Below are 26324 nucleotides of genomic sequence, written 5' to 3'. Positions count from 1 at the left end.
TCGCGCCCTTACGCGCGGATGAACGGGTACGCCAGCCAGACTTCCTACCAGTCGCCCGCCGCCGCCATCCACAGCGACACTGCCGCCGCCGCCGCCGTGTCGGCGCGCAGGATGCGGGGTCCCAGACCTACGCCAACCGCCTGAGGATGCGCGCGAATCGCCTCGCGCTCGTCCGATGTGAAGCCACCCTCCGGTCCGATCAGGATCGCTGCGGGGCCGGGGCGCGAACGCATCGCCTTTAGCGCAGGCACTCCGCCCGTTTCGTCGGCGAAGAATAGCGTCCGCCCGGCCGGCCAATCTCTCAGCAATGCCGCCAGCTTCACCGGCTCGGCCAGCGCTGGCAACGCCGTACGTGCGCACTGTTCCGCCGCTTCGATCATATGGCTGCGCAACCGATCGAGCTTGGGCCGATCCACTATTGTCCGTTGCGTCAGCACCGGCACCAGCCGATCGACGCCCAGCTCGCACGCCTTCTCGGCCAACCAGTCGACCCGGCCCTTCTTCAGCGGCGCTGAACATAGCCATAGGTCGGGAACCGGCTCCCGCGCGCGCAAACATGTCGACACGTCGACGTTAAGATCGCGCTTGCCGACCTGAGCCGCAATGGCCAGCCATTCGCCCGTCTGGTCGTCAAACAGCCTCACCGGATCGCCCGGCGCCATGCGCATTACGGACACCAGGTAATGCGCGGCGGGCCCTTCGATGCGCAGAGGCCCGGCCTCCAGCCGCTGATCGACGAACAGGCGCGGGGTCGACTGCGGCGGCCATGCAGGGGTTGCGGTCATGGGCGCTCTCCGCGCTTCGCCTGCCGATCGCGTTGCCGCACCCATAGCTTCCGTGCGATGATCCACACCAGCAACGCCGCCATCGCGACCCCGACCACGGCGAATGTAACGACCCCCGCCACGCGCAAGATCGCCCAGAATAGCGCCTCCACGAAACGCCCGACGGCCACCGATAATCCGATCATCGTCATCCGATTGCCGCAACATCGCGGCGATAGCGAGGCAATTTCCGATCCTCCTTGCCGTCATGGCCACGAACACGCCAAAGACGGACGATGCTAGCCGAACCCCGTTCCGACCAGATTGTCCCCGACAGCGAACATCGTGGCCTCGTCGGGCGTCTGCCGCCACTACCGCGCGGCCTCGCGTTGCTCGCCCGGCTCGATCGTCCGATCGGTTGGTGGCTGCTGTTCTGGCCAGGCGCCTGGGCGGTGGCCCTTGCTGGTGGTGCGGTCTCGCACTGGCCGTTGATCTGCTGGATTCTCATCGGCAGCATCGCGATGCGCGGGGCTGGCTGCGTCTACAACGACATCGTCGATCGCGATCTGGACGGGCAGGTCGCCCGCACGCGTGCGCGGCCAATCCCAAGCGGCCTGATATCCGTCAAACTCGCTTGGGTCTGGCTGCTCCTGCTCTGCCTCGCCGGCTTGGTCGTGCTGCTGCAACTGCGGGCCATTGCCGCGATTGTCGCGGTCGCGAGCCTTGCCCCCGTCGCTGCCTATCCCTTCATGAAGCGGATCACCTGGTGGCCGCAGGCGTGGCTGGGCCTCGTCTTCTCCTGGGCGGCGCTGGTCGGGTGGAGCGAGGTCGCAGGCGATCTCTCCCTGCCGATGTGGCTGCTGTACGCCGGCTGCGTGGCATGGGTGATCGGATATGACACCATCTACGCGCTGCAAGATCGCGAGGACGACGCCATGATCGGCGTGCGCTCCTCCGCATTACGGATGGGCTCGCACGTCAAAGGCGGCACTGCCGCGTTTTATGCGATTGCGATCGCATTCTGGGGCGTCGCCATCTGGCAGGTCCGGCCTGACGCGCTGGCTGTACTGGCCCTGCTGCCGGTCGGTGCCCAGCTGATCTGGCAAGTCGCGACGCTGATACCCAATGATGGCGACAACGCCCTCGCGCGCTTCCGCAGCAACCGCTTCGCCGGCCTGCTGATGTTCCTTGCCTGCGCCGTCGTGGGTTTGTCGGCAGGGTGAGGATCGCCGTGGTGGACGCAGGCGCCGCCCTCCGGATGGGTCCGGACGGCGTTCGCAAGACCATGAAGGCGGCGCGCAGCCTCTAGCATCGCGTCCCCCATATCCCTAAGTCCGCAACCATGCTGACACCTGATCAGGCGCGCGATCGCGCAGCCGATATCGTAGCCCTTGCCGCACGCGCCGGAGCGGATGCCGCCGATGCGGTCTTTGCCGCCGATGCATCGATTGATCTTTCAGTCCGCCTCGGCGCGCTGGAGGATGTCGGACGGTCGGAAAGCGAAGAACTCGGGCTGCGTGTTTTCGTCGGCCGGCGTTCCGCCAGCGTTTCGACCTCCGATCTTTCTGATGACGCCGTTTCGGTTCTGGTCGAGCGGGCCGTCGCGATGGCGCGCGAAGCGCCCGAAGACAAATGGTCCGGCCTTGCCCCGCAGGATCGTCTGATGAACGGCGCGCCGCCGCTGCTCGATCTCGATGACGGTGGCACGCTGACCCCCGCCGAACTGCGCGAGTTGGCGCTGGAGGCAGAAGACACCGCGCGCGCCGTGCCCGGCGTGACCAATAGCGAGGGTGGTGGCGCCAGCGCATCCCGGTCGATTTGGGCGCTGGCGACCAGCCACGGGTTTGCCGGAGCCTATGCCGCTACCGCCTACAGCCTGTCGGCAAGCGTGCTGGCTGGCGACGCGGCGAATGGCATGGAGCGCGATTACGCGCACCACGCCGCCCGCAAGCGCGCGCATCTTGAATCGGCTGCCGATATCGGTCGTCGCGCCGGCGAGCGTGCGGTGGCGCGGATCAATCCGGGCCGGATCGCCAGCGGACCGATGCCGGTCGTGCTCGATCCGCGTGTCGGTTCGTCGTTGCTCGGCCACCTCACCGGCTCCATTTCCGGGCAGGCGATCGCACGCAAGACCAGCTTCCTGCTCGACGCACTGGGTACTCAGGTGTTCGCGGACGGCGTCACCGTGCGAGACGATCCGCACCGGCCCCATGGCCTGCGGTCACGTCCCTTCGACGGCGAGGGCCTGCCGGTGTCTCCGGTGGCGCTGATCGAGAATGGGATGCTGGAGAGCTGGTTGCTGGACAGCGGTTCGGCACGGCAGCTGGGCCTAGAGCCGACCGGCCACGCCGCTCGCGGCGTCGGTGGATCGCCCGGCGTTTCGCCCAGCAATCTCTACATGGAGGCAGGCGACGTGCCGGTCGCCACCTTGATCGCCGATATTGCCGATGGCGTGTACGTCACCGAACTGATCGGGCAGGGCGTCAACGGCGTCACCGGCGACTATAGCCGCGGCGCAGCGGGCTTCCGCATCGTCGGTGGACAGATCGCCGACCCGGTTGCCGAGTTCACGATCGCAGGCAATCTGAAGGACATGTTCCGCGCTCTGACACCAGCCAACGATCTCGAATTCCGGTATGGCACCAACGTGCCGACGTTGCGCATCGATGGCATGACCGTCGCAGGTGGCTGATCCCCGCGCCGATCTGACGGCCGCCGTCGCTCAGGTCGCGCATGAGGCGGGACAGATGGCGCTCGCTCGCTGGCGAACGGATTTCTCGCGCTGGGAAAAGACGCCGGGCAGTCCGGTGTGCGAAGTCGATCTGGATGTCGACCGGATGCTGCGCGCACGGTTGGCGGGCTTGCTGCCGGCCGCGGGCTGGCTGTCCGAGGAGACGGTCGACAGTCCGGATCGGCTGGCGCAGGCGCAGGTCTGGGTGGTCGATCCGATCGACGGTACGCGCGATTATATCCGCGGAAGGGAAGGCTGGGCGGTGTCGATCGCTCTCGTGGAGGACGGTCGGGCTACCATTGGCGTGCTCGACGCGCCCGCGCGGGGGGAACGATGGAGCGCTGCGGTCGGGCAGGGGGCCTGGCGGAATGGCGTCCGCTTGCGGGCTGGCAATCGTATCGAGCTAAACGGCGCGCGTGTTCCGACGGATGCCCTACCGAAGGTCGACCGACATCTGGTGATGGTCCACAAGCCGAATTCCATTGCTCTGCGCATGGCGATGGTCGCCGCCGACGAAGCCGATCTCGTCGCCACGCTCCGTTGGGGGAACGAATGGGACATCGCCGGCGCTGCGGTGATCGCGAGCGAGGCCGGGGCTGGCGTCAGCGATGCGACCGGCGCCCCGCTGCGTTACAACAAACCCAATCCTACCGCATTCGGCGTCATGGTCGCCGCGCCGGGCATTCAAGATGCCGCGGTAGACTGGCTACGGGAACGCGCGTCGGCGATACTCATACGATAGCTGACGTGAAGCGCCTCTAATCCCGACGTTTTCTTCAGGTCGCAGGAACGCGATTTGTGTTCGTAACGTTTTGTTTCCAGTGGCGGCCGTGTCGGTCGCCGTCACCGGAAGGGATGATTTTCGATGCTGTGGACGATCGCCGTGATCCTGCTGATCCTCTGGCTGCTGGGCGTGTCCCTCAATATCGCTGGCGGGTTGATTCACATCCTGCTGGTGATTGCGATCATCGTCGGTCTTATCCAGCTCTTCACCGGGCGACGCGCCTTGTAGCGGAAGAGCGGGCGGTCCATCGTCGGACCGCCCCGTCATTAGTGGACGAAACGCGCCACGACGTCGCGATAACTGCGGCTGACCTTAACGCTCGCGCCCGAATCGAGCACCAGGAAGCACTCGCCATTCGTGTGCGGCTTCACCTGCTTGACGAGATCCAGGTTGACGATGGTCGACCGGTGAACGCGCTGGAAACGTCGGGGGTCGAGACGCTTCTCAAGATCCTTCATCGTCTCCCGCAGGATCAGTGTGTTGTCCCCGGTGTAGATGCACATGTAATCGCCGGCCGCGTCGATCCGCTCGATCGTGTCGACGTCGACGCGAAAAATCTGGCCACGATCCTTGATGTTGATGAGCTTCTCGAAGCGATTCGCGCTGACCGCATCGCCGCCGCCGTCCGCCATGTCCGCCGCCGCTTCAGGCGCATGCTCGGCGAGAACCTCCTTCAGCTTCTCGACCTCTTCGACGCCACGTTTTTCGCTCAGCCGCTGCCGCACGCGTTCGATCGTATCGGCAAGACGGGACTCTTCGACCGGCTTCATCAAATAATCGACCGCCTGCGCCTCGAACGCCCGCAGCGCGTGATCAGAATAGGCGGTGACGAAGACGAACAGCGGAGGCTCCACCTCCATCAAGCCTTGCACGACAGAAAAGCCGTCGAAGCCCGGCATCTGGATATCGAGGAAGACGAGGTCGGGCTTATGCGTCTTGATTGCCCGGATCGCCTCGCGGCCATTGGAGCATTTTTCGATGATCTCGATATCATCGTGCGCTTGAAGCCTTAGCTCCAGCCCTTGGATCGCGAGTGGTTCGTCGTCCACCAGGATGGTTCTGATCGTCATGCGGCCTCTCTACTCAGATCGTCGAGCTGGAAGGGTATTTCGATGTCCACCGAAAAGCCTCCAGCCGGCGTGGTACGCGTCTCGAAACGGTGATCTGGGCCGTATGCCTGGATCAGCCGTTCCCTAATATTGGGGAGACCTACGCCGGTTGAAAGGCTTGGCATCGCACGCCCGTCCTGCAAACCCGGTCCGGTGTCGGATACGCCGATCTGCACGCGATCCCCGGCGAGCCGCACACGAACGCAGATTTCCGCGCCTTCCTCCTGCGTGCTGACCGCATATTTGATCGCATTCTCAACCAGTGGCTGGAGCAGCAGCGACGGCAAACGTGCACGTTCCGCAGCCTGATCGATCTCGAATTTCGGCCGCAGCCGCTCCTCGAACCGCATTTTCTCGATCTCCAGATACAGCTTCAGCGTCTCCACCTCCTGCGCGACCGTCACATGCGCAGTGGGCTCGTTCGCGAGAGTGTACCGCAGGAACGAGGACAGACGGCTCAGCATGGCGTTGGCCCGCTCGGTTTGCTTCAGCAACACCAGCGTCGAGATCGAATTAAGCGTGTTGAACAGGAAGTGCGGGTTCAGCTGATAACGCAGCATCGCGAGCTGTGCCGACGACGCCTGATTCTCCAGATGCTGCATCTGGTCGATCTGATCCTCGACGATCAGGTAGAAATTGATCCCGAAATACAGCGCCGACCAGCCGAACAGCGCTGTGAAGGTGACGTAGAATGACACCAGCATGCGCGGAATCGTAACCCCCGGCTGACCGTTTTGAATGAGTGACCAGGTAAATGCGTCGAGAAATGCGGAGAATAGCGTGGCGAAGGCGAAGGCGAGAATCGTCAGGATGAGCCCCGGCGCGCGCGGCAGACCTCTGAAATAGCCGTAGAGCGTCGAGAGCAGCAGCGTGACGCAATAGCCGACGATCGCTTCGAAGATCACCGGGATGATGACGTCGAGCGACAGGTTGGTCAGCGTCGATGCGCCGCGGAGCAGCAGGTAGCCGGTCCACCCGACGGCCTGCAAAGTCCAGAACGCGCGGCTCTTGTTCTCGAAGAATGGTCGCACGTTGAGTGCGGGGCGGGGTGGGGCGGGAAGGGTCGCCATGTCGCCGCGGTCTCTACACGGCAGTGGGGCAGGGTGCAAAAAAGAAGGGCCGCCGTTCCCGAGGGAGCGGCGGCCCGGCAATTAAGGCTTTACGCGGCCGTTAAAACGAGAAGCGCGCGCCGATGCGGATCAGGTACAGCGAGTTGGCGACGCTTGCCGCCCCGGTGTTCGGGGTACGGAACGACGTATACCGATACTGCGCGCAGGTCTGCGTCGGCGCCGTGTTGACGACGCCGGCACCGGGCGTGGTTCCCGTCGGCGTAGCAACGCTGAGGCAGGCAACCTGCACCAACGGCGCATACTGCGGGAAGCCGAGCTGACGAAGGCCACCCCAATCCTTGTTCAACAGATTGGGCAGGTTTTCGATATCCCCGAAGATCGAAATACGCGATTTGCCGAGGAACGTGGGAAGCTCTTGCTCCAGGTGAAGATCGATGCGGGTGAATGCCCGGTTACGGGCGATATTCCGCGGTGCAATCTTACCCCGATACTTGCTCAGGTTCGTGCTGTTGATCAGACTTTCCACGGCATTCTGTGTATCGGCGGTGTCATAGCTGATGATCGGATCGGTCGTGCCGGTCGGTACGTAGAACAGGAAGCGCGAGTCCCCGTTCGTTCCGAGGCCCGTCCCAAGCGTACCGAAGACCGGCGAACGGTTGCCGGTGCTCTGCATGGTGTAGCTGAACGGACGTCCCGCACGCGTCTCGCCGAACAGCTGGACCGTCGTCTTGTAGTCACCGAAGAAGGCGTGGTCGAATCCGAGATTGTACTTGAACGCCCACTTGGTCTGGTCTGCCGAGATACCATAGGGCGCGTTATTCGGGTCCGACATCGCGGTGTTGGCATAGTTGGATGTCGCAGTCGACGATGAAGCTGGGCTTACGTCCTTGATATCCTGGTAGGTGTAGCTTCCGCCGAAGGACAGGCCCCAGTCAAACGTCTTGTCAAAGCTGACGACCGCGATGTGGCTGCGGCCCTTGCCGGTGTTGAACAGCAGAATGTCCGAATTGGTGTCGGCAGTCTGTCCGGCAACGCCCGGCGTCGCCAGGAAGTTGTAGCGCGGACGGCCATCCGGCAGCGTGCCGGTCCGTACCGACCGCAGATCAGTGAAAGTCACAGCATCGTTGGTCTTGGTGTACAGATAGTTGGCAGCCACGTTGAAGCCGAACAGCTTGTAGTCGGCCGACAACGTCAGCTTGGTGACCGACGGCAGGCGGAAGTCCTGAGCGATCGCATTCGTCGGCGCGGTGCGAAGCGAAGCCGTTGCCGTCGCCAGATAGTTGTTCACCGATGCGGGGATCGACGTGCCGGTGACGCCATTCAGCGCCGCCGTGCACACGCCGTTCAACGCGACCGTGTTGTACGGCGACGCGCAGGTGGCGGTGACCCCGGCAGCCGCCGTAGCACGGGTCACCGTCGAGATGCGGTTGGTGAGTACGCCAGTGTTGGAGAAGCTGTTCGACAGATAGATATCGGGCGATCCACCACCGAACACCGCGGCACCGGCACGCAGTCGCAGGTTGGTGACCGGCTTCCACTCCGCCTGGATGCGCGGCTGGAAGTTGTCCAGACCCTTATACGTCTTGGTGTTGTAGAAGCCGTAGCGGGCGAAGAAGCTGTCGTTAGGCGCAACCTGCGAGCGCATCGCATATACGTCGTAACGGGCGCCGTAGGTCAGCGTCAGAGCATCGCTGATGCTCCAGGTATCCTGAAGGCCGAACGTGTACTGTTGGTAACGGAAGTCTGCCGCCGCATCGCGGGAGTTGAGCGACACCGCATTCGAATAGTCGAATTGCGATGCGGCACGGTTCTGGAAGTCGGCGATCGAGTCGAAGTAATATGCTCCGTTTACGCGCTGGAGGAAGTAATTGAACGTCCGATTGGCGTTCACCTCCGCCAGTGCCTTCACTTCATGGCCGCCAGCGGTGTAACGCGCCTCGAACGAGCCACCCCACGTATCGAAGAACAGTTCGTTCGCCTGACGGCTGATATCGGGTCCGAACACGACGGTCGGGTTACCCGTGCCGCACGAATTGACGAGGTTGCCGGTCGCCTGAACGATGCTCGTCGGTGCGGTGCAGACGGTGAACTGGGCAAAATTGTTGCCGAGCAGCGGGTTGGAACCCACCTCGTTCGACTTGTAGATGAACCGGGCTTCGGTCGAGAAGTTGTCCGTCCAGTCCGAGTTCAGCTGCGCGATGCCCGCGCGCAACAGGACGCTGCGCTGATAATAGTCCGATGCAAGGCCAAGGCCGGGGGTCGCGGTCGACGTGCTGCTGCCCTGCGCGACGGTGCTCGATTCGTAGGCATTGATGTAGGAAAGCGATAGACGCTGACCGGTGGTGATGTTCCAATCAATCCGGCCGACGATCTTTTCGTCCTTCTGATTGTTGATCGATACCACGCCGCCGGTGTCGTAGTTGTACACGGACTTCGCGATGCCCGTGATCTGATCGACCTGGGTCTGGCTGAGGCCGGGGATTTGGCCGATCGTGCTGGGCGTAAGCGGCCGGGGATCCGTGTTACGCTCACCCGAAACCATAAAGAACAACGTATCGGGGATCAGCGGACCCGACAGCGTCGCGCCATAGGTTTCGGACTTGTACTTGGGTGTCACGAAGACGTTGGAGCCGATCCGCTTGCCTTGGATGTCGTCACGGCTCTGCGAATAGAATCCGGTGCCGTGGAACGTGTTGGTTCCCGACAGCAACACGGTGTCGATGGCGCCGCCCTGGAAATTGCCCTGACGAATGTCGGTCGGCGCTACCGAAACCGAGAACTGGCTGATCGCATCGAACGGGATGGGACCACGTCCGGTGGGGTTCGCATCGGAGTTCAGGCCGAAATTGTCGCCGACCTGCACACCATTGATGGTGAAGCGGTTGAAGCGCGGATTGACGCCGGCGAAGCTGACGGCGCGTGAGTTCGAGAGGTCGAGCGTGGCGAGTGGGTCGCGACGTTCCAGATCGCGGATGTCACGATTGACCGACGCGACCTTGCGGATGTCGGCTTGCGTCAGCACCGTACGAAGGCCGCTGCCGACCGTGCCGGCGCCCGCGATGGACCGCGCCGTCACGACGATGTCCTCGCCCGCGGAGTCAGCCGACGATGCGAGTTCCACCGGAAGCTCGAAGGGCTGCTGTGCGACGGTGAAGATGTCCGTCACGGTCGTGTTGCCCTGCGGGCTTGTCACTTCGACCGTGAAAGGGCCACCAACGCGGAGGCCGGACTGGGTAAAGGAACCGTCGGCACCGGTGGTCGTTTCGGCGCGGGTGTTCGAGGGCACGTTGGTGACTACGATAGTAGCGCCGGCGACCGGCGCGCCGTTTGCGGTAACGCTGCCGCGGATCGTCGAGGTCGTTTCCTGTGCCGATGCGGCAGCCGGAACAATCAGCGCGACCGCAGCCACGCCCAAGAAAAGGTTGTTACGCATCTGGTCTAGTCCCCTTTGAGCATCACGCTCGAACACCGCGGCACGTTTCATCGCCGTTGCCGCCGCCAATGTCGGTTGAATATTGCGGGTTTGTGACAATGGCGAGTCTCGAACGGGGGACGGCAATCTTCGTTTATTGTGCGTTGCAAAAACGCCACGGTTTCAGCGGTTTTAGGTTCGTTACGGAACCTTCGACGGTGGCAGGGTCAGCCGGAGTTCGCCACGATCTCGGCCCATTGCGACTCGGTGATCACCTCTACGCCGAGATCGGCGGCTTTCTTGAGTTTCGAACCGGCATCCGTGCCGGCGATCACGAGGTCGGTCTTGACCGATACCGAGCCGGATACGCGGGCGCCGAGCGCTTCCGCCTGCGCCTTGGCCTCGTCGCGACTGAGCGTTTCGAGTTTGCCGGTGAACACCAGCGTCTTGCCGCTGACCGGCGAGGCGCGGGTCTCCCAGACGAGATCGGCGGGCGTGACCTGCGTCAGCAGGTCGGCGACCGCTTCGCGGTTGTGCGGTTCGGCGAAGAAGTCGACGAGCGCCAGTGCGACCTCCGGCCCGACCTGCTTGGTATCGACCACCGTCGCCAGCGCCTTGGCCACGCGGGCGCGATGCTTGTCGTCGGCTTCGCCGATCGCGGGCGGGGTGGCGTTGCGTTCGGCGATGGCGCGCGCGACCATCTCCATCAGTCCGGTCCAACTCGTCCAACGGCGGGCGAGGTCGCGCGCGGTGACTTCGCCGACGTGACGGATACCCAGCGCGAACAGGAAGCGATCGAGCGAGGGGCGTCGCTTAGCATCGATCGCCGCGATCAGATTGCGGGCGGACACCATCGCCCACCGTTCACGGGCAAGCAGGGTGTCCTCAGTCAGACGGTAGATATCGGCTGGCGTGCCGATCAGACCATCGCGGAAGAAGCTTTCAATGTTGGTGATCCCCAAACCCTCGATATCCAGGGCGTGGCGGGAGGCGAAGTGGCGCAGGCGCTCGACGCGCTGGGCCGGGCAGATAAGGCCGCCGGTGCAGCGAAAATCGACCTCGTCGGGTTCGCGTTCGGCGGTCGATCCGCATTCCGGACAATGCGTCGGAAACGGCCAACTCGCGCGCGCGTCGTCGCGCGACAGGTTCTCTACGATCTGCGGGATGACATCGCCCGCGCGTTGCAGGACGACGCGATCGCCCGGATGCACGCCCAGCCGCCCGACTTCGTCGGCGTTGTGCAGCGTAGCGTTGGTGACGACGACCCCCCCGACGGTGACCGGTTCCAGTCGCGCGACGGGGGTCAGCTTGCCGGTGCGCCCGACCTGGATATCGATGGCATTGAGTATCGTCTGCGCGCGTTCCGCCGGGAATTTGTGTGCGATCGCCCAACGGGGGGACTTGGCGACCTGTCCGAGCCGCTGCTGCCAGTCGAGGCGATCCACCTTGTAGACGACGCCGTCGATGTCGAAGGGCAGGTCGGCGCGCCTAGCCTCGATCGTGCGGTAGGCGGCGAGTGCCTGTTCGACCGTATCGACGCGGGTGAAGCCCTCGGCGATCTTAAGGCCCCAATTGCGGATCGCATCGACCACGCCCGATTGTGTATCTGCGGGCAGTGCGGACACTTCTCCCCATCCGTGCGCAAAGAATTTGAGCGGGCGGCTTGCGGTGACGCCGGCGTCCTTCTGTCGAAGCGAGCCTGCGGCGGCGTTGCGCGGATTGGCGAATTGGCGCGCTTTGGCGGGATCGACTGCTTCGGCGAGCAAACGGTTGTTGAGGGCGGCGAAATTTGCCTTCGCCATATAGATTTCGCCGCGGATTTCGAACACCGCGGGTGCGTCGCCGTGCAGGTGCTGCGGAATGTCGTCGATCGTACGAACGTTGGCTGTGACGTCTTCGCCCGTCGTGCCGTCGCCACGGGTGAGCGCCTGTACCAGCACGCCCGCTTCGTAGCGCAGCGAACACGACAATCCGTCGATCTTGGTTTCTGCAGTCAGGGCCACGGCCTCATCTTCGGCGAGGCGCAGGAAGCGGCGGACGCGGGCGACGAATTCCCGCACCTCATTGTCGTCGAACGCGTTGTCGAGGCTCATCATCGGACGGGCATGCGCGACTTTGGAGAGATGCCCGGCAGGCGCGGCGCCGACCTGACGACTGGGTGTATCGGCGCGGATCAGATCGGGGAAGGCGGCTTCGATCGCGGCATTGCGGCGCACCAGAGCATCATATGCCGCGTCGGCGATCTCCGGCGCATCATGCGTGTGATAGGCACGATTGTGATGCGCGATCGTAGCGGCGAGCGCCTCCAGTTCGGTGGCGGCCTGTTGCGCGGTTTCGGGCAGGTCGGTCATGGCAGCGGGGTAGGGGATCGATGGCCCGTCTCGCAAGCAGTCACAGCCAGAATGCGGGACAGATGGTGGTGATGACGGTCGACAGCAGCAGCGGAACGACGGCGACATGCCAGTCGAACGTCGCCATCGTCTCGATGCCCTGGCGCAGGTTAACGGCAGCGACCGTCAGGGCCGCGAGGCACCACAACAGCCACAGGCCGGCATGCGGCGGCTGTCGCCACGCGAGATCGATGGCGAGCGCTGCGACGGCGACGAAGCCGAGCGCCGCCGCGAGCATCATGATGGCGCCCAGCGGCAGCATCGCCAGCGCGATCCGCGATTCCATGTCCCTGCCGCGCATGGGCGGCTTCCTCGACGCCCGGCGTCTTTCTGGCAAGTGGTTGAGTTAATTTCGAACCTGCGATGAACCAACCGGGTCGGCACGCGATTCTGTCACGAACGTACCGGGAGCTTCCGCCATGACCGACCAGACCAATCGCCGCGATCTGTTCAAGGGTGCCGCCGTCGCAGGCGTCGCCGCAGCGGCAGGTCCCGCTTTCGCGCAAGCCGCACCGCCATCTGACCCGCAAACGAAATACACCAGCCAGCCATTTCCCGAACAGCGCCAGAAGTGGCCGGCGCTCCAGCGCGAGATGCGGCCGGTGCCGGACTGCGGTGAGGCGAGCTACCGCGGATCGGGGCGACTGACCGGCCGAAAGGCGCTGGTTACAGGTGGCGATTCGGGGATCGGTCGCGCTGCCGCGATCGCCTTCGCACGGGAAGGTGCGGACATCGCGATCAATTACTACCCTACCGAAGAACCCGACGCTCAGGATGTCGCGAAGCTGCTCCGCGCCGAGGGCCGAAAGGTGGTGCTGATCCCGGGCGATCTGACCGACGAAAAGTTCTGCCGCGATCTGATCGCACGCGCCCATCGCGAGCTTGGCGGGCTGGATATTCTGGTGAACAACGCAGCATACCAGCAGTCCAAGGCCTCGATCGCGGAGATTACGGCCGATCAATTCGACCGCACGATGAAGACCAACCTTTACGCGATGTTCCACCTGTCCAAGGCGGCGCTACCGCTGATGAAGCCGGGTGCGGCGATCATTAACACCGCGTCAGTCAATTCGGTCGACCCCGGCGAGGAACTGCTCGACTACGCCACGACGAAGGGGGGCATACTGATCTTCACCAAGGGACTGGCGAAACAGGTCGCCAAACAAGGCATTCGTGTCAACGCGGTGGCGCCGGGGCCGGTGTGGACGCCGTTGCAGGTCGCCGGAGGGCAACTGCCGGGTAAGCTCGGAGAATTTGGGCAGGATACGCCGCTCGGCCGTGCGGGGCAGCCGGTCGAACTCGCCGGGCTATACGTGACGCTGGCCGATCCGATGATCAGCTTCACCACTGGCAGCGTGTTCGGCGCAAACGGCGGCACCGGCGCGATCTGAGCCTTGGAGGCGGCTCAGGCCGTCTCCAGCAACCGCTTCGCTTGCGCGCGGGCTTCGTCGGTGACGACCGCGCCGGACAGCATGCGTGCGATCTCCTCACGACGTTCGTCCTCGCCGAGGCTTCGAACCCCGGTGCGGGTGACGATGCCGTCGTGGCTCTTGGCGATCAGGAAATGCTCGGCACCGCGCGCGGCAACTTGCGGCGAATGGGTAACGACCAGCAGCTGTGTGCGTTCGGCGAGCCGCGCAAGGCGTTCGCCGATTGCGCTCGCCACCGCCCCGCCGACCCCGCGATCTATCTCATCGAAGATCATCGTCGCCGCGCCCCCTTCCTCCGCAAGCGCAACCTTCAGCGCCAGGATGAAGCGGGACAGTTCCCCGCCCGATGCGACCTTTGCGAGTGGTGCGAAGGGGGCGCCGGGATTGGTCGCGATTTCGAACTCCACCCGATCCTTGCCGTGCGACGACCAGCCGTCCTGCGACGAGGTGACGACGACGGTGCGGAACCGCGCGGCGTCGAGCTTTAGCGGAGCAAGCTCGCCGGCAACGGCGGCGTCGAGCCGTTCGGCGGCGGCATGGCGGCGCTGCGACAGGATATCGGCAGCAGCGTCATAATCCGTCCGTGCGGCGGCGACAGCAGTTTCGAGCAGGGCGATGCCGTCTTCGCCCGCATCAAGCCGCTCCAGCTTCGTGCCCAGTTCTTCGGTGAGTGCGGCGAGCTCGTCGGGTTGCACGCGATGTTTACGCGCCATGCCGCGTAATTCGAACAGTCGCGCTTCGTCGTCCTCAAGCGCACGCGGGTCGAACGCGAGATCGCGGCGGGCCTCGACCAATTGTTCCTCGGCCGTCGACGCCTCGATCACCGCGCGGTCGATCGCGGCGAGTGCTTCGCCGAGCGCGGCATGATCGCCGGCAATCCGTTCGAGAACGCGCGCCGCCTGTCGTAATCGGGCGAGTCCGCCGTCCGACCCCTCCAGATACGAATCGATCGCAGCGAGATCGTCGGCGACCTTTTCGGCACGCTGCATTCCCCGGCGTTTATCGGCGAGCGATTCCTCTTCGCCGGGTTCGGCGGCCAGAGCGGTCAATTCGCCGACGGCATGCTCCAGCCATTCACGGTCGCGCGCGGCCGTCTCGATCTCCGCGCGCGCGTCAGCAAGCTTCGCCTCCGCAGCCCGGAACGTTGCCCAGGCGCGTGCGGTATCATCGGGATCGACCCTGCCGAAGGCATCGAGCAGAACCCGATGGCCACGTGGGTTGAGGAGGCCGCGGTCGTCGTGCTGGCCATGTATTTCTACGAGCAGGGGTGCCATTTCGCGCAGCAGGGCGGCGCCGGCGGGCTGATTGTTGACGAAACCACGGCTGCCACCGTCGGCCTTGACGATGCGGCGGATCAACAGCGGTTCGCCGGGTTCGACCTCCACGCCATTGTCGTCGAGCAATGCGGCGAGCGCCCCGGCGGGCGGATCGAACGTGGCGGTGACCACCGCCTGGGCCGCGCCGTGGCGGACGAGGCCGGTTTCGCCGCGACCGCCGAGCGCCAGGCCGAGGGCATCGAGCAGGATCGACTTGCCCGCACCGGTTTCGCCGGTCAGCACATCGAGCCCGGACTGGAATTCCAGATCGAGCGCCTCGATCAGTACCACATCGCGAATGGACAGCGCAGTCAGCATCGCCGCCGATATAGCGTGCGTTGCGGCGATGTTGATCCTTAAATGTTCCGTTCCCGCAGGAAAGTGAGAAAGAGCCGGACGTTCCGGCTCCTTCCCCTTACGTCGTCGGCGTTTCCGTCGTCGGGACCGGCGCGCCGTTCGTCCCGCCGCTCGGCGCGACCGGCGTCGGCGGAGCGGGTGCTTCCGCCTTGGGAGTCGTGGTGCCGGATTCGCCGGGCAGCGACATATTCTGCGATCCCGGTGTCCCGACCGGGACAACCGGCTGCCCGGGCGCGACGGCGGCCACGGCCTGCGGCGGATGCTTCTGCATCAGCTTGTAGGCCTGACCATACCAGTCGCTGCCGGGGTAGTTCGCTCCCAATACGGCCGTCGCCTTCTGCGCCTCGTCGGGCAGTCCGACGGCGAGATAGCTCTCCGTCAGGCGCATCAACGCTTCCGGCGTGTGGGTCGTCGTCTGGTATTTGTCGATGACGGTGCGGAAGCGTAGCGTTGCCGCAAGCCACTGGCCACGCGTTTCGTAGAAGCGCCCGATCTCCATCTCCTTGCCGGCGAGGTGATCGTTGACGAGGTCGATCTTCAAACGGGCGTCGGACGCGTAACGGGAGTTGGGATAGCGGCGCGTCAATTCGCCCAGCGCGTTCAGCGCCTGCAGCGTGATCTTCTGATCGCGGGTGACGTCGCGGATCTGTTCGTAATAGCTGAGCGCGACGAGGTAATAGGCATAAGGCGCATCGCGGTTGCCGGGGTGGACGGACAGGAAGCGCTGCGCCGACTGGATGCTCTCGGTATAGTCGCGATTGAGATAATAGCTGAACGCGCTCATCAGCTGCGCGCGGCGGGCCCACACCGAATAGGGGTGCTGGCGCTCGACCTCGTCGAACAGCACTGCCGCTTCCTTGTAGCGCCCCTGATCGAGCCGCTTGCGCGCGGTCGAGTAGAGCGTGCCGACGTCGCGGGCGACATAGGGCAGGTCGGACTTCGCACGATTGCGGGCGCAGCCCGCGATGGGAAGCGCGAGGACGGCGATCAGCGCTGCGGCAAGCGCCTTGGACTGTGGGGTACGCATCGGCTAAGGCTCTTAGCGTAAGCGCGGCCTCGCGAACAATCCCTTCCGTCGCACGTTGCGCTCACTGGTTTCGATCACGAAAGGACCCGCATGCCCGCTACGTTGCTCCATACCCATCGCGTCGAAAAGCCGTGGGGCCGGCACGATCTGGGCTTCGGGTTCGAGGACGCGCCGAAGGACGGCGCGCCGGTGGGCGAAATCTGGTTCCAGGAACCGGGCGACACCACGCCCGACCTGCTGATCAAATATCTGTTTACCGGACAGAAGCTGTCCGTGCAGGTCCATCCCGACGACGAGCAGGCACATGCCCGCGGCCTGCCGCGCGGCAAGGACGAATGCTGGACGATCCTGGCGGCCAAACCCGATTCGACGATCGCGCTGGGACCGAAGGCACCGATGACGGCGGAGCAGTTACGGGCCGACGCGCAGGACGGGTCGATCGAGGACGATCTCGACTGGGTGCCGATCAAGGTCGACGATTTCTATTATGCGCCATCGGGAACGATCCATGCGATCGGCGCCGGACTGACGCTGATCGAAGTGCAACAGAACAGCGAGACGACGTATCGCCTGTACGATTACGGCAGCGATCGCGAATTGCATCTGGATGACGGTGTCGCGGTGTCGCACCTGACGCCGTATCGGCCCATCACGTCGCCCGGCGCGGCCGGCGCGGGACGCGACATTCTGGTCGAAGGGCCGAAGTTCGTGCTGGAGCGCTGGACCGGCGGAACGCGCGACGTCGCGCTGGCGGAGGGTCAGACCGGCTGGCTGGTGCCGATCACCGGATCGGGCGCAGTCGCGGGCGTCGCCTTCAAGGCGGGTGAGTGCGTGACCGTCACCGGCGCCGAGACGATCACGACCAGCGCCGACGCCGACCTGTTGTTCGCCTATCCAGGCACGACGCGTATCTGACGGAAAGCGTTAACCCCGAAGCATTAGCGTGGCGCCCTATGCTTCGGGTCCTGACACTCTCCACCCTGTTCCCGGACGCGACGCGACCAAATTTCGGCATTTTCGTCGAGCGGCAGACAGCCGGACTGGCGGCGACGGACGGTGTCGAGGTGAAGGTGGTCGCGCCGATCGGCCTGCCACCGGGGCCGCTGGCGCTGATCCAGCATGCCGACAAGCTGTCGCTACCGGAACGCGAGATGTGGCGCCGGATCGACGTGTACAGACCGCGCTTCACCAGTATCCCGGCAGTGGGCGGGCGCTGGCACGCGCACCATCTTCTGCGCGCGCTGGAGCCGCTGCTGGACAGGATTCGGCACGATTTTCCGTTCGACGTGATCGATGCGTCGTTCTTCTTTCCCGATGGCCCCGCGGCGGTGGCGCTGGGCGAACGCTATGGCGTGCCCGTATCGATCAAGGCGCGGGGCGCCGACATCCATCACTGGGGGACGAGCGGAGCGACCGCCGCACAGGTCGTAGCGGCGGGGCAGGCGGCCGACGGGCTGCTGGCGGTCAGTGCGGCGATGCGCGCCGACATGGCCGGCATCGGGATTCCGGGCGAGCGCGTCAGGGTTCATCATACCGGCGTCGATCTGGACCGCTTTCGTCCGATCGATCGCAGGAACGCCAAAGCGGCACTGGGCGTGGACGGCCCGCTGGTGCTGTCGCTCGGCGCGCTCATCCCGCGCAAGGGGCATCACCTGGTGCTGCACGCGATCGCCGTTTTGCCCGGGGTAACGCTGGCGATCGCCGGTCAGGGGCCGGAGCACGGCCGGTTGAAGGCCCTGGCGGCGGAACTGGGCGTGGCGGATCGCGTGCGACTGCTCGGCGGGATCGCGCATGCTGACCTGCCGGCGATCATCGGTGCGGCAGACGTCATGGCGTTGGCCTCGACATCCGAAGGGTTGGCCAATGCGTGGCTGGAGGCGCTCGCGTGCGGAACGCCGATCGTGATTTCCGATGCCGGCGGCGCGCGTGAGGTTGTGCGGACGCGCGATGCCGGGCGGATCGTCGCCGGCAACCCCGCCAATATCGCGGTTGGCATCGCCGACGTGCTGGCGCATCCGCCCGAGCCGGACGCCGTGCGCGCTGCTGCAACCGATTTCACATGGGAAGCCAATCGCGCCGCGCTGGTGGCGCATCTCGCCACCCTGGTGGCGCGGGGTCGGCGGCGGACGCCGCGGCAGCGTCAGGCGTCGAGAGGGTAGAGCGCGGCGCCGATGACCCGGCCTTCACCGCGCAGCACACCCCAGGCGCGGGCAGCGGCGCGGCTATCCATCGCCTCGACCCCGATCTCGCGATCCTCGAGCGCGCGGACCAGCCCGACCGGCGGCCGGACCAGCGTGCCGCCCGTACCGATCAGGATGAATTCGGGAGCCAGATCGATCAGCGGCTGCAACGCCGAGTCGTCCAGCAGGTCGAGCGGCGGCGGCGTCCATTCCGCCGCCGTTTCCGGCGTCAGCAGCAGCGCGCGATAGACCGTTTCGTCATCGACGCGAAAGCCGCTGCCGGCAAAGCCGCGGACGATCGGTCCGCCGGCCTGCTGTTCCCGCTCCATTCGCATCGCATCAACGCTCCCGCGGGGCGACCCGCTCGGCGTTGTCCATGCTGCGGCGATCGGGGCGCTCCGTCGTGTCCGGCTCGGCGCGCAGGCCGAGCGTGATGAGCAGCGACGACGACACGTAGATCGACGAATAGGTGCCGACCACGATACCGAGGATCATCGCGGCGGTGAAGCCGCGCAGCACGTGGCCGCCGAGCGCCAGCATCGCGACCAGCGCGAGCAGGATCGTGACCGAGGTCATGACGGTGCGGGGCAGCGTTTCGTTGACCGACAGATTGACGATCTCGCGCATCTCCATCTTGCGATAGCGGCGCATGTTCTCGCGGATGCGATCATCGATGACGATCTTGTCGTTGATCGAATAGCCGATGATGGTGAGGACCGCCGCGACGATGTTGAGGTCGAATTCGAACTGGCTCAACGCGAAGAAACCGACCGTCATCAGCAGATCGTGGACGATCGCGACGATGGTCGAGACGCCGAACTGCCATTCGAAGCGGACGATCGCGAACAGGCCGATGCCGAGCACCGCAAGGACGACGGCGAGTACGCCATTGCGGATCAGCTCGCCCGAGACCTTGCTGGACACGGTCGAATAGCGGCTGAACGTCGCGCCGGGAAACCCCTGCCCGAGCGCCGTCTCCACTTTCTTGACCACGGCGTTGGTGGCGCCTTCATCGGCACCGTCCTGCACGGGCAGACGGATGACCAGCGTGCGCGGATCGCCGAACTGCTGCAGCGCGGCATCGCCGACGCCGAGATTGTCGACGACCGTGCGGACCTTGTCCTGATCGGGCGGAGTCGGGAACTTCTCCTCGATCATCAGGCCGCCGGCGAAGTCGACGCCGAAATTCAGGCCCTTCACGCCGGTGAGGCCGACCGCGAGGATGCTGAGCAGCAGGGTCAGCCCGAACGCCCAGCCGCGTAACGAGACGAAATCGATGTTGGTGTGATCGGGTACGATTTTCAGGAGGCGCATGTCTTGGCCTTTCGCCTCAGATGTTGATCGTCTTGGGCTTCTCGCGCCGGATCCACAGCACGACGAGCATGCGCGTGAACGTGACGGCGGTGAAGACCGAGGTGACGATGCCGATCAGCAGCACGACGGCGAAGCCCTTCACCGGGCCGGAGCCCAGGATGAACATGATGATGCCCGAGATGGCATGCGTCATGTTGGCTTCGAAGATGGTGCGGCTGGCTTCCTTGTAGCCGAGTTCGACCGCCTGGACGACGGATCGCCCACGACGGCGTTCCTCGCGGATGCGTTCGTTGATCAGCACGTTGGCGTCGACCGCCGTACCGATCGTCAGCACGAAGCCGGCGATGCCCGGCAGGGTCAGCGTCCCCTTCAGCATCGCGAGGACGCCGAGGATGACGAACACGTTGATGACGACCGCGAGGTTCGCATAGAGGCCGAAGCGGCCATAGGTCAGGAACATGAAGACGACGACGAGCGCGACCGCGACCGAGCAGGCGAGGATGCCGGCGCGGATCGAATCGGCGCCGAGATCGGGTCCGACGGTCGATTCCTCGATGACCTTGAGGGCGACGGGCAACTTGCCCGAACGCAGCGCGATGGCGAGTTCGTTGGCGCTTTCGACGGTGAAGCCACCGTTGATGACCGCATTGCCGCCGAGGATCGGTTCGTTGATGTTCGGTGCGGAGATCACCTTGTTGTCGACGATCATCGCGAACGGCTTGCCGGTGTTCTGCTGCGTCACGCGGGCGAAGCGGTTGCCGCCGACCGCGTTGAACGTGATCTGGACGTTCGGCTGGTTGGTCTGCTGGTCGAACGCCTGACGCGAATCAGCGAGCTGGTCGCCCGAGATGATGACCGAGCGCTTGACCGCGATGAACGGAATGCCCGACGGGTTGCCGGGATAGGGGAGCACCTGGCTGCCGATCGGCGCGATGCCCTTGGCGAGCTGCGCCGGATCGTTGGCGGTCGTATCGACGAGCTTGAATTCGAGGCGTGCGGTCTTGCCCAGCAGGTCCTTCAACGCCTGCGGATTCCCGAGGCCCGGCACCTGTACGAGGATGCGGTTGTCGCCCTGGCGGACGATGGTCGGTTCGCGGGTGCCGAGTTCGTCGATGCGGCGGCGGACGACGTCGGTCGCGTCCTCCATCGCGGTCTTGATCGCCTCGTTCATCCCGGCCTGCGTCGGGCTGAGCACGAAACGGCTCGAATCGACGACCTGGATGTCCCATTCGCGCTGGCCGGTCATGCCTGCGCCGCCGCCGGTGATACCGAGCAGGCGTTCGCGGGCCGCGTCGACCTGGCTGGGATCGCGCAGCATGAAGCTGATCTGGTTGTTGCGCGTCGAAATGTCGCCGATCTGGATCCGCGGCGTGCCGTTGCGCATCGTGCCCTGGATCTGTTCGCGCAACGCCTCGATCCGCGTGTTCGCGAGATCCTGCGTATCCGCTTCCAGCATCAGGTAGCTGCCGCCGGCAAGGTCGAGGCCCTTGTTGACGCGCGGCGCGAACGGCCAGTTGGCCGTGGTCGATTCAGGCAGGAACGTCGGGATCGCCAGCGCGCACAGCAACGCCAGCACGGCCCAGATCGACACCACCTTCCAACGCGGGAAGTCGAGCATCAGTCGTTCGCCGGCTTCGAGTTGAGGCCGGTCACCTCGGCGATGGTCGCCTTGACCACGCGGATGCGGGTGTTGGGGGCGACCTCTACCTCGACGATCGTGTCCTCGACCCTGGTCACGCGGCCGATGATGCCGCCGGCGGTGACGACGCTGTCACCCTTCTTCACCGCGGCGACGGCGGCCTGCAACGCCTTCATGCGGGTCTGCTGCGGGCGAATCATCAGGAAATAGAAGACGATGAAGATGAGCAGCAGCGGTGCGAAGCTGATGAGCGAGGCGAACCCGCCGGATTCAGCGGCGCCGCCGGCGGTCTGGGCATAAGCTGGGGAGATGAACATCTGATCCGTGCATGGCTGATCGGCAGGAGAAATCCCCCCGCACCTGAAGCGCCGCGCGCTAGCATCGCTTGGGGTTCTGCGCAACGGCGGGACGTGGCGAGGTTGCGGTGGCGGGTGTGTCGCGCAAAGGCGGCTTGCATCGCCGCACCGACCCGCCTACAGGCCCCGCTCCGGGATCGACGGCCTTGTGGCGATCGGTCCCGTCGGTCGGGGCGTAGCGCAGCCTGGTAGCGCATCACACTGGGGGTGTGGGGGTCGCAGGTTCGAATCCTGTCGCCCCGACCATTTCATCCGGCGGATCGTCGGACAGCCGTCGCCGGGCGGCCGGAAAAACATCCAATTCGATTTCGTAACAGGTCGTTTACCGGCCGATCCGCATGTCGGCGACAGATGATCGGCGCCGGGGGTTTGATGTCGCGTTTTCGTTGGATCGGTCTGTTCGCGGCGATGGCGGCGGCCTGTTGCGCCACGCCGGCAGCGGCGGCGCTGTGCAATGCGAGTGCCGCCGCGACCAGGAATGCGGGGCCCTATTCGCCCGCAGCGGTGCAGGCCGGCAAGGTGCCTGCGATCGTCGGGTCCGCCGGCCTGACCTGCGATGCGAGCCTGCTGGTGATCCTTGGCAGCAATTCGGTCCGCGCGACCTTTTCCAGCCTGAACGGGTTGAAGCTGAAGGGGGCGTCGACGGATATCGCCTACACCGCCGCGGCCGATCCCGGCGGTACGGTCGCGCTGACGCAGGACAAGACGACCGAATACATGCAGAACAACGTGATCAACGCGTTGGGCCTGCTGGGCGCGAACAACGGGACGATGCCGCTGTACCTGACCATACCGAGCGGTGCGCAGCCACCGGTCGGCCAGTACAAGGACGTCATCACGATCACGTGGGACTGGCGGATCTGCCGAGGTATCTCCGCGCTGATCTGTATCGGCGGGTACGAGACGCCGCCGGTGCCGGTCAAAAGCGTGATCACCGTCACGCTCGACGTTCAGGCGGTGACGATGACGATGGCGCTGACGTCCGTCACGACGTGGGACCCGGTGAAGGGCACGGCGGCGCCGCTGGACTTTCCCGGCGCCAAGGGGCGGACGACGCTGCGGGTGGACAATCCCGATCTCGTGCCGCTGGAAGGCGTCGTGTTGATCTACAAGGTTCCGAACCGGACCAGCGTCGCGCTGGACGGCGACGGGACGAACGCCCCCGTGATCGGCTTTGCGGATGGCCAGCCGTCATCCGGCATCGCGTTCAATTATACGCCCGGCAGCACGACCGACGATGTCGATTTTTCCACCGACAACGGCGCGACATGGGCCTATGCGCCGGTCGCGGGCAACCGGACGTCCGAGGCCAACGTCACGCATCTACGGTTCAGGCCGCGTGGTGCATTGAATCCGTCGAGCGGATTTTCGGTGTCGTTCCCCTATCTGGTCCGCTGACGCGGCATCAGTAGAGCGTCAGCATCGACGGCATCCGTGCCGGCGTTTCGCCGCGGGTGATCGCATAAGCGGCGTTCACGGCATCGCCCAGCGTGGCGTTATGGAACGGCTTGGCGATACAGCCGAGGATCAGGGGGTGGCCCGCACCAGCCGGACAATTGCCGCTGAGGAAGATGCTGGGAATGCCCCGCCCGGCAAGTGCCTGCGCGACGGCGATGCCATTGTCGCCCAGGGCCAGCTTCACGTCGCATAGAGCCATATCGGGACACTCGCGATCCGCCGTCTCCAGCGCGGAGGCCAGCGTATCCGCAATGCCGACGACCCGATGACCGTGCAGCGTCAGCGCGTCCTCCACCAGCATCGCGACCAGCGCCTCGTCCTCGACGACGAGCAGTTTGAGCGAGCGCGGGATGGCTTCCATCATCGGTGATCCAGTGGAATGCTGAGCGTTGTGCCTTCGGTGCCGACCGCGATCGTCCCGCGCAACTGCCGCAGCAACGCCGTCTTCATGCGGGCGGCAGCACCCTGCCGATCGTCCCGCGGTGCCAGATTGGCGAACGTGACATGCAAGCGGCCCGCGTCGACGGCTATCGCGATCGCGACGGGATCGTCGGCTTTGCGACCGTCGAGTAACGTGTGGATCAGCAATGCCAGCGCGGTCGCCATCTCGACCGGAACCGGCGGTGCCGCATGGATCCGGCCAAGCGCGACACCGTCGCCGCGCCCTTCAACCACCCCGGTCAGCAATTTGCCCAGATCGATCGCGTCGGGGGTTTCGCCGGCGTAGAGCGGACGATGCGCGAGCGCGAGCACTTGCAGGCGATCGACGGCGCGTGCCAGCGGTGCCCGCGCGTCCTCGTCCGCATCGGCGAGTTCGACCGCCACCAGCCCGACCGCCACCTGCAATGCATTGCGGACGCGATGATTCAGTTCGGCGAGCAATCGTTCGCGGGCCTCGACCCCGTCACGCAGTTCCGCCTCCGTCTGCAACCGATACTTCGCGAGCGCGACGTAGTGACAGACGGTGTGCAGGAAGCTGATCTCGTCGGCGGTGAAACAATTTGCCCAGCGCCGCCCGAAACCGAGCGTACCCAGCAGCCGGTCGCCGTGCAGCAACGGCGTGCAGACATAGGCGTCCAGCCCCAGGTTCTTGACGAATGCGTGCAGGGGGTCGTCCGACGATTGCACGTCTGTCGCATGAATCGGTCGCCGATCCCGTGCCACGCAACCACAGACCGCCTGACCGAGCCGCAGTTCGGCGCCGTCGCGCGCCTCCGCCGCGGTCATGCCGCCATGCGCTTCGAGGACCAGCCGATCGTCTTCCAGCCGATAGTTGAAGAAGATGTCGAGCCGGAGTTCGCGGCGGATCAGCGCGAACAGCTCGTCGACCATCGCCGCCGGGCTGCCCGCCGACAGCAGTCGTTCGGCGACATCGGCCAGCAAGGACAGATATCGCTGCGGTACGGACCCATGCGGATCGTCCACCGGGATCGCGGTCGGCGTTTCGACGGGGATCATGACCGACCCTTAGGCCCCCGACGCCCGGTCAGGCAACAGTCGCTGTCGGTATCACGCTGATCAGGATAGATTTTATGCCGCCGGGTCGGTCCAGCCCAAACCCAATGCCTTTTGCAGCGATACGAAATCGCCGGTCAGGCTGGCGACGCCGGCGGACAGGTTCTGATCCGCCGCCACGCGGCTGCGTTCGGCGTCGAGCGTATCGATCAGCGTCGCAGTGCCGGCGCGGAAGCGTTGCTGCATCAGGTCGGCCGCACGGTCTGCGCTCGCCTTGCTGCGCATCAGGCTGGCGACCGTTTCCCGCCGATGGCCGAAGCGCGACAGCGAATCCTCGGCGTCGCGCAATGCCGTCAGCACGGCACCGCGATATTGCGCCTCCGCTTCGTCACGCTGCCCCTCGGCCTGATTGATGCGCGCACGGTTGCGGCCGAAGTCGAGCACATTCCATTGCAGCATCGGCGCGGCGATGCCGAGCAGCTTGTCCGGGCTGATGTCCGACAGCTGAGTGCCGCCGAGGCCGATCAGCCCCAGGATATTGAGCCGCGGGAAGCGCGCCGCATCGGCGATGCCGATCTGCGCCGTGCGTTGCGCCAGCTGGCGTTCGGCGGCGCGGATATCGGGGCGGCGTTGCAGCAAGGCGGTGGCGTCGCCGACCGCGACCTGCGCCGGCGGCAGCGGCACCGGTGCGGGCTGCGTCAGCATCGCATCGAGTGCGCCCGGCTCCTGCCCGGTCAGCACCGCGAGCGCGTTGAGGTAGCTTTCGAGCTCGGCCTGCAACGGCACGATCTGGCCATTGGTCGCCTCGACCTGCCCGCTCAGCCGCTCGACGTCGAGCGCGGAGGCGGCACCGCGATCGAACCGCTGCCGCGTGAGCGCGAGCATCTGCTGCTGCATCCGCGCCGATTGCTGCGCCAACACGATACGCCGCTGCCGGTCGCGCAGATTGACATAGGCCTGTGCCACATCGGCGGTCAGGCTGACCTGCGCATCGGCGACGTTCGCCTCCGCCGCCTGTGCCTGCGCCCGTGCCGCCTCGACCGAGCGGCGGCGACCGCCGAACAGGTCGACTTCCCAGCTGGCGTCGAAACCGAGGTTGTAGACATCGACCGCACTGGCGCCGGTATCGCTGCCGCTTCCACCCCCCGCACCGCCGCCGGTCGCATCGCCGAGATCGATTCCGGGAACGCGGGCGTGGAGATAGGTCGCCGAAACGTTGGCGTTGGGTGCCTGATTGGCGCGCTCCAGTCGAAGCGACGCACGCGCCTGCCGCAGCCGGGCCTGCGCGACCGCGATATTGGGGTTTGCCGCAAGTGCGCGGCGTTCGAGATCGGTCAGCGTCGCATCGTTGAGCTGCGTCCACCATGCGGCGATAGCGGGCGCAGCGGGGCTGGCGCTCTGGCCACCCCGCCTGAATCCGGTACTGCCCGACGTGTCGGACAGCGTCTTCGGCGGGCCGGCGTAGTTCGGTCCGACGGTGCAGGCACCCAGCGTCAGAGCGAGGGCAAGAAGGGGGAGGGTACGCATCATCG

At 65.3% G+C, this 26324-nt stretch carries 24 protein-coding genes and 1 tRNA gene; 9 read left to right on the top strand and 16 right to left on the bottom strand.

Annotated elements, in window-relative coordinates:
* Positions 1-44 precede the first annotated feature (44 nt).
* Positions 45-785: a 16S rRNA (uracil(1498)-N(3))-methyltransferase gene (locus tag LRA87_RS08930; RefSeq protein ID WP_230631007.1), complete on the bottom strand. Its 741-nt coding sequence runs from the start codon at positions 783-785 to the stop codon at positions 45-47.
* The gene (locus LRA87_RS08925; RefSeq protein WP_230631006.1) at positions 782-970 is read right to left on the bottom strand and encodes a hypothetical protein; all 189 of its coding nucleotides are present in this window, start codon (positions 968-970) and stop codon (positions 782-784) included. The genes LRA87_RS08930 and LRA87_RS08925 overlap by 4 nt, the downstream gene beginning before the upstream one ends.
* A gap of 90 nt (positions 971-1060) precedes the next feature.
* On the opposite strand from LRA87_RS08925, the gene ubiA reads away from it, so the two are divergent.
* From ubiA to LRA87_RS08905, 4 genes are all read left to right on the top strand, one after another.
* Positions 1061-1987 carry a 4-hydroxybenzoate octaprenyltransferase gene (gene ubiA / locus LRA87_RS08920; RefSeq protein ID WP_230631005.1) on the top strand — a complete coding sequence of 309 codons (927 nt, stop codon included), beginning with the start codon at positions 1061-1063 and terminating at the stop codon, positions 1985-1987.
* Between the two features lie 119 nt (positions 1988-2106).
* On the top strand, positions 2107-3456 hold the full coding sequence (locus LRA87_RS08915) for a TldD/PmbA family protein (protein ID WP_230631004.1): 1350 nt from the start codon (positions 2107-2109) through the stop codon (positions 3454-3456).
* The gene (locus LRA87_RS08910; RefSeq protein WP_230631003.1) at positions 3449-4237 is read left to right on the top strand and encodes a 3'(2'),5'-bisphosphate nucleotidase CysQ; all 789 of its coding nucleotides are present in this window, start codon (positions 3449-3451) and stop codon (positions 4235-4237) included. The genes LRA87_RS08915 and LRA87_RS08910 overlap by 8 nt, the downstream gene beginning before the upstream one ends.
* Positions 4238-4360: 123 nt before the next feature.
* The gene (locus LRA87_RS08905) at positions 4361-4507 is read left to right on the top strand and encodes a lmo0937 family membrane protein (protein WP_230631002.1); all 147 of its coding nucleotides are present in this window, start codon (positions 4361-4363) and stop codon (positions 4505-4507) included.
* Positions 4508-4545: 38 nt separating this feature from the next.
* Here LRA87_RS08905 and LRA87_RS08900 read toward each other — a convergent pair whose 3' ends face one another.
* From LRA87_RS08900 to LRA87_RS08880, 5 genes are all read right to left on the bottom strand, one after another.
* Positions 4546-5349, bottom strand: a complete 804-nt coding sequence (locus LRA87_RS08900; protein WP_230631001.1) for a LytR/AlgR family response regulator transcription factor — start codon at positions 5347-5349, stop codon at positions 4546-4548.
* A complete protein-coding gene (locus LRA87_RS08895; protein WP_230631000.1) occupies positions 5346-6458 on the bottom strand; it encodes a sensor histidine kinase in 1113 nt (370 codons plus the stop codon). Before LRA87_RS08895 ends, LRA87_RS08900 begins: the two co-directional genes overlap by 4 nt.
* A gap of 100 nt (positions 6459-6558) precedes the next feature.
* Positions 6559-9891, bottom strand: coding sequence for a TonB-dependent receptor (locus LRA87_RS08890; protein ID WP_230630999.1), 3333 nt, complete (start codon positions 9889-9891; stop codon positions 6559-6561).
* A 206-nt stretch (positions 9892-10097) separates the two neighbouring features.
* Positions 10098-12221 carry an NAD-dependent DNA ligase LigA gene (gene ligA, locus LRA87_RS08885; protein WP_230630998.1) on the bottom strand — a complete coding sequence of 708 codons (2124 nt, stop codon included), beginning with the start codon at positions 12219-12221 and terminating at the stop codon, positions 10098-10100.
* A 40-nt stretch (positions 12222-12261) separates the two neighbouring features.
* Positions 12262-12561 (bottom strand): hypothetical protein, encoded by a 300-nt coding sequence (locus LRA87_RS08880; RefSeq protein WP_230630997.1) that lies wholly within the window; start codon positions 12559-12561, stop codon positions 12262-12264.
* Positions 12562-12679: 118 nt separating this feature from the next.
* Here LRA87_RS08880 and LRA87_RS08875 point away from each other — a divergent pair, with 118 nt between their 5' ends.
* On the top strand, positions 12680-13651 hold the full coding sequence (locus LRA87_RS08875; RefSeq protein ID WP_230630996.1) for an SDR family oxidoreductase: 972 nt from the start codon (positions 12680-12682) through the stop codon (positions 13649-13651).
* A 14-nt stretch (positions 13652-13665) separates the two neighbouring features.
* Here LRA87_RS08875 and recN read toward each other — a convergent pair whose 3' ends face one another.
* Together recN and LRA87_RS08865 are read right to left on the bottom strand one after the other, a co-directional pair.
* The gene (gene recN, locus LRA87_RS08870; RefSeq protein WP_230630995.1) at positions 13666-15324 is read right to left on the bottom strand and encodes a DNA repair protein RecN; all 1659 of its coding nucleotides are present in this window, start codon (positions 15322-15324) and stop codon (positions 13666-13668) included.
* 97 nt (positions 15325-15421) lie between these two features.
* Positions 15422-16390, bottom strand: coding sequence for an outer membrane protein assembly factor BamD (locus LRA87_RS08865; RefSeq protein ID WP_230630994.1), 969 nt, complete (start codon positions 16388-16390; stop codon positions 15422-15424).
* 90 nt (positions 16391-16480) lie between these two features.
* Between LRA87_RS08865 and LRA87_RS08860 the strand changes: the two genes are divergently transcribed.
* Together LRA87_RS08860 and LRA87_RS08855 are read left to right on the top strand one after the other, a co-directional pair.
* Positions 16481-17305 carry a class I mannose-6-phosphate isomerase gene (locus tag LRA87_RS08860; protein WP_230630993.1) on the top strand — a complete coding sequence of 275 codons (825 nt, stop codon included), beginning with the start codon at positions 16481-16483 and terminating at the stop codon, positions 17303-17305.
* A gap of 38 nt (positions 17306-17343) precedes the next feature.
* Entirely contained in the window at positions 17344-18549 is a 1206-nt protein-coding gene (locus tag LRA87_RS08855; RefSeq protein ID WP_230630992.1) for a glycosyltransferase, read from the top strand.
* Here LRA87_RS08855 and LRA87_RS08850 read toward each other — a convergent pair.
* From LRA87_RS08850 to yajC, 4 genes are read right to left on the bottom strand one after another with little or no spacing between them, the layout of a single operon-like run.
* Positions 18531-18905: an Mth938-like domain-containing protein gene (locus tag LRA87_RS08850; RefSeq protein ID WP_230630991.1), complete on the bottom strand. Its 375-nt coding sequence runs from the start codon at positions 18903-18905 to the stop codon at positions 18531-18533. The two genes, LRA87_RS08855 and LRA87_RS08850, sit on opposite strands and share 19 nt — an antisense overlap.
* Positions 18906-18909: 4 nt before the next feature.
* Positions 18910-19884 (bottom strand): protein translocase subunit SecF, encoded by a 975-nt coding sequence (secF, locus tag LRA87_RS08845; protein ID WP_230630990.1) that lies wholly within the window; start codon positions 19882-19884, stop codon positions 18910-18912.
* 16 nt (positions 19885-19900) lie between these two features.
* The gene (gene secD, locus LRA87_RS08840) at positions 19901-21502 is read right to left on the bottom strand and encodes a protein translocase subunit SecD (RefSeq protein WP_230630989.1); all 1602 of its coding nucleotides are present in this window, start codon (positions 21500-21502) and stop codon (positions 19901-19903) included.
* Entirely contained in the window at positions 21502-21840 is a 339-nt protein-coding gene (yajC, locus tag LRA87_RS08835; protein WP_230630988.1) for a preprotein translocase subunit YajC, read from the bottom strand. Before yajC ends, secD begins: the two co-directional genes overlap by 1 nt.
* Before the next feature lie 208 nt (positions 21841-22048).
* Here yajC and LRA87_RS08830 point away from each other — a divergent pair.
* Both LRA87_RS08830 and LRA87_RS08825 read left to right on the top strand, forming a co-directional pair.
* Positions 22049-22125 (top strand) — tRNA-Pro (locus LRA87_RS08830).
* Between the two features lie 126 nt (positions 22126-22251).
* Complete coding sequence (locus LRA87_RS08825) at positions 22252-23277, top strand: spore coat protein U domain-containing protein (protein WP_230630987.1); 1026 nt, start codon at positions 22252-22254, stop codon at positions 23275-23277.
* Between the two features lie 7 nt (positions 23278-23284).
* Here LRA87_RS08825 and LRA87_RS08820 read toward each other — a convergent pair whose 3' ends face one another.
* The 3 genes from LRA87_RS08820 to LRA87_RS08810 all read right to left on the bottom strand — a co-directional run bounded on the left by LRA87_RS08820 (position 23285) and on the right by LRA87_RS08810 (position 26319).
* On the bottom strand, positions 23285-23701 hold the full coding sequence (locus tag LRA87_RS08820; RefSeq protein ID WP_230630986.1) for a response regulator: 417 nt from the start codon (positions 23699-23701) through the stop codon (positions 23285-23287).
* Positions 23698-24795 (bottom strand): GAF domain-containing protein, encoded by a 1098-nt coding sequence (locus LRA87_RS08815; RefSeq protein WP_230630985.1) that lies wholly within the window; start codon positions 24793-24795, stop codon positions 23698-23700. The genes LRA87_RS08820 and LRA87_RS08815 overlap by 4 nt, the downstream gene beginning before the upstream one ends.
* A 72-nt stretch (positions 24796-24867) precedes the next feature.
* The gene (locus LRA87_RS08810) at positions 24868-26319 is read right to left on the bottom strand and encodes an efflux transporter outer membrane subunit (protein WP_230631215.1); all 1452 of its coding nucleotides are present in this window, start codon (positions 26317-26319) and stop codon (positions 24868-24870) included.
* Positions 26320-26324: the final 5 nt, after the last annotated feature.

Origin of the sequence: Sphingomonas sp. Leaf37, assembly GCF_920939475.1 — a bacterium.
Classification (GTDB): domain Bacteria; phylum Pseudomonadota; class Alphaproteobacteria; order Sphingomonadales; family Sphingomonadaceae; genus Sphingomonas.
Note: the sequence above shows the minus strand (reverse complement) of the source record. Positions and strands in the feature narration are given on the sequence as shown.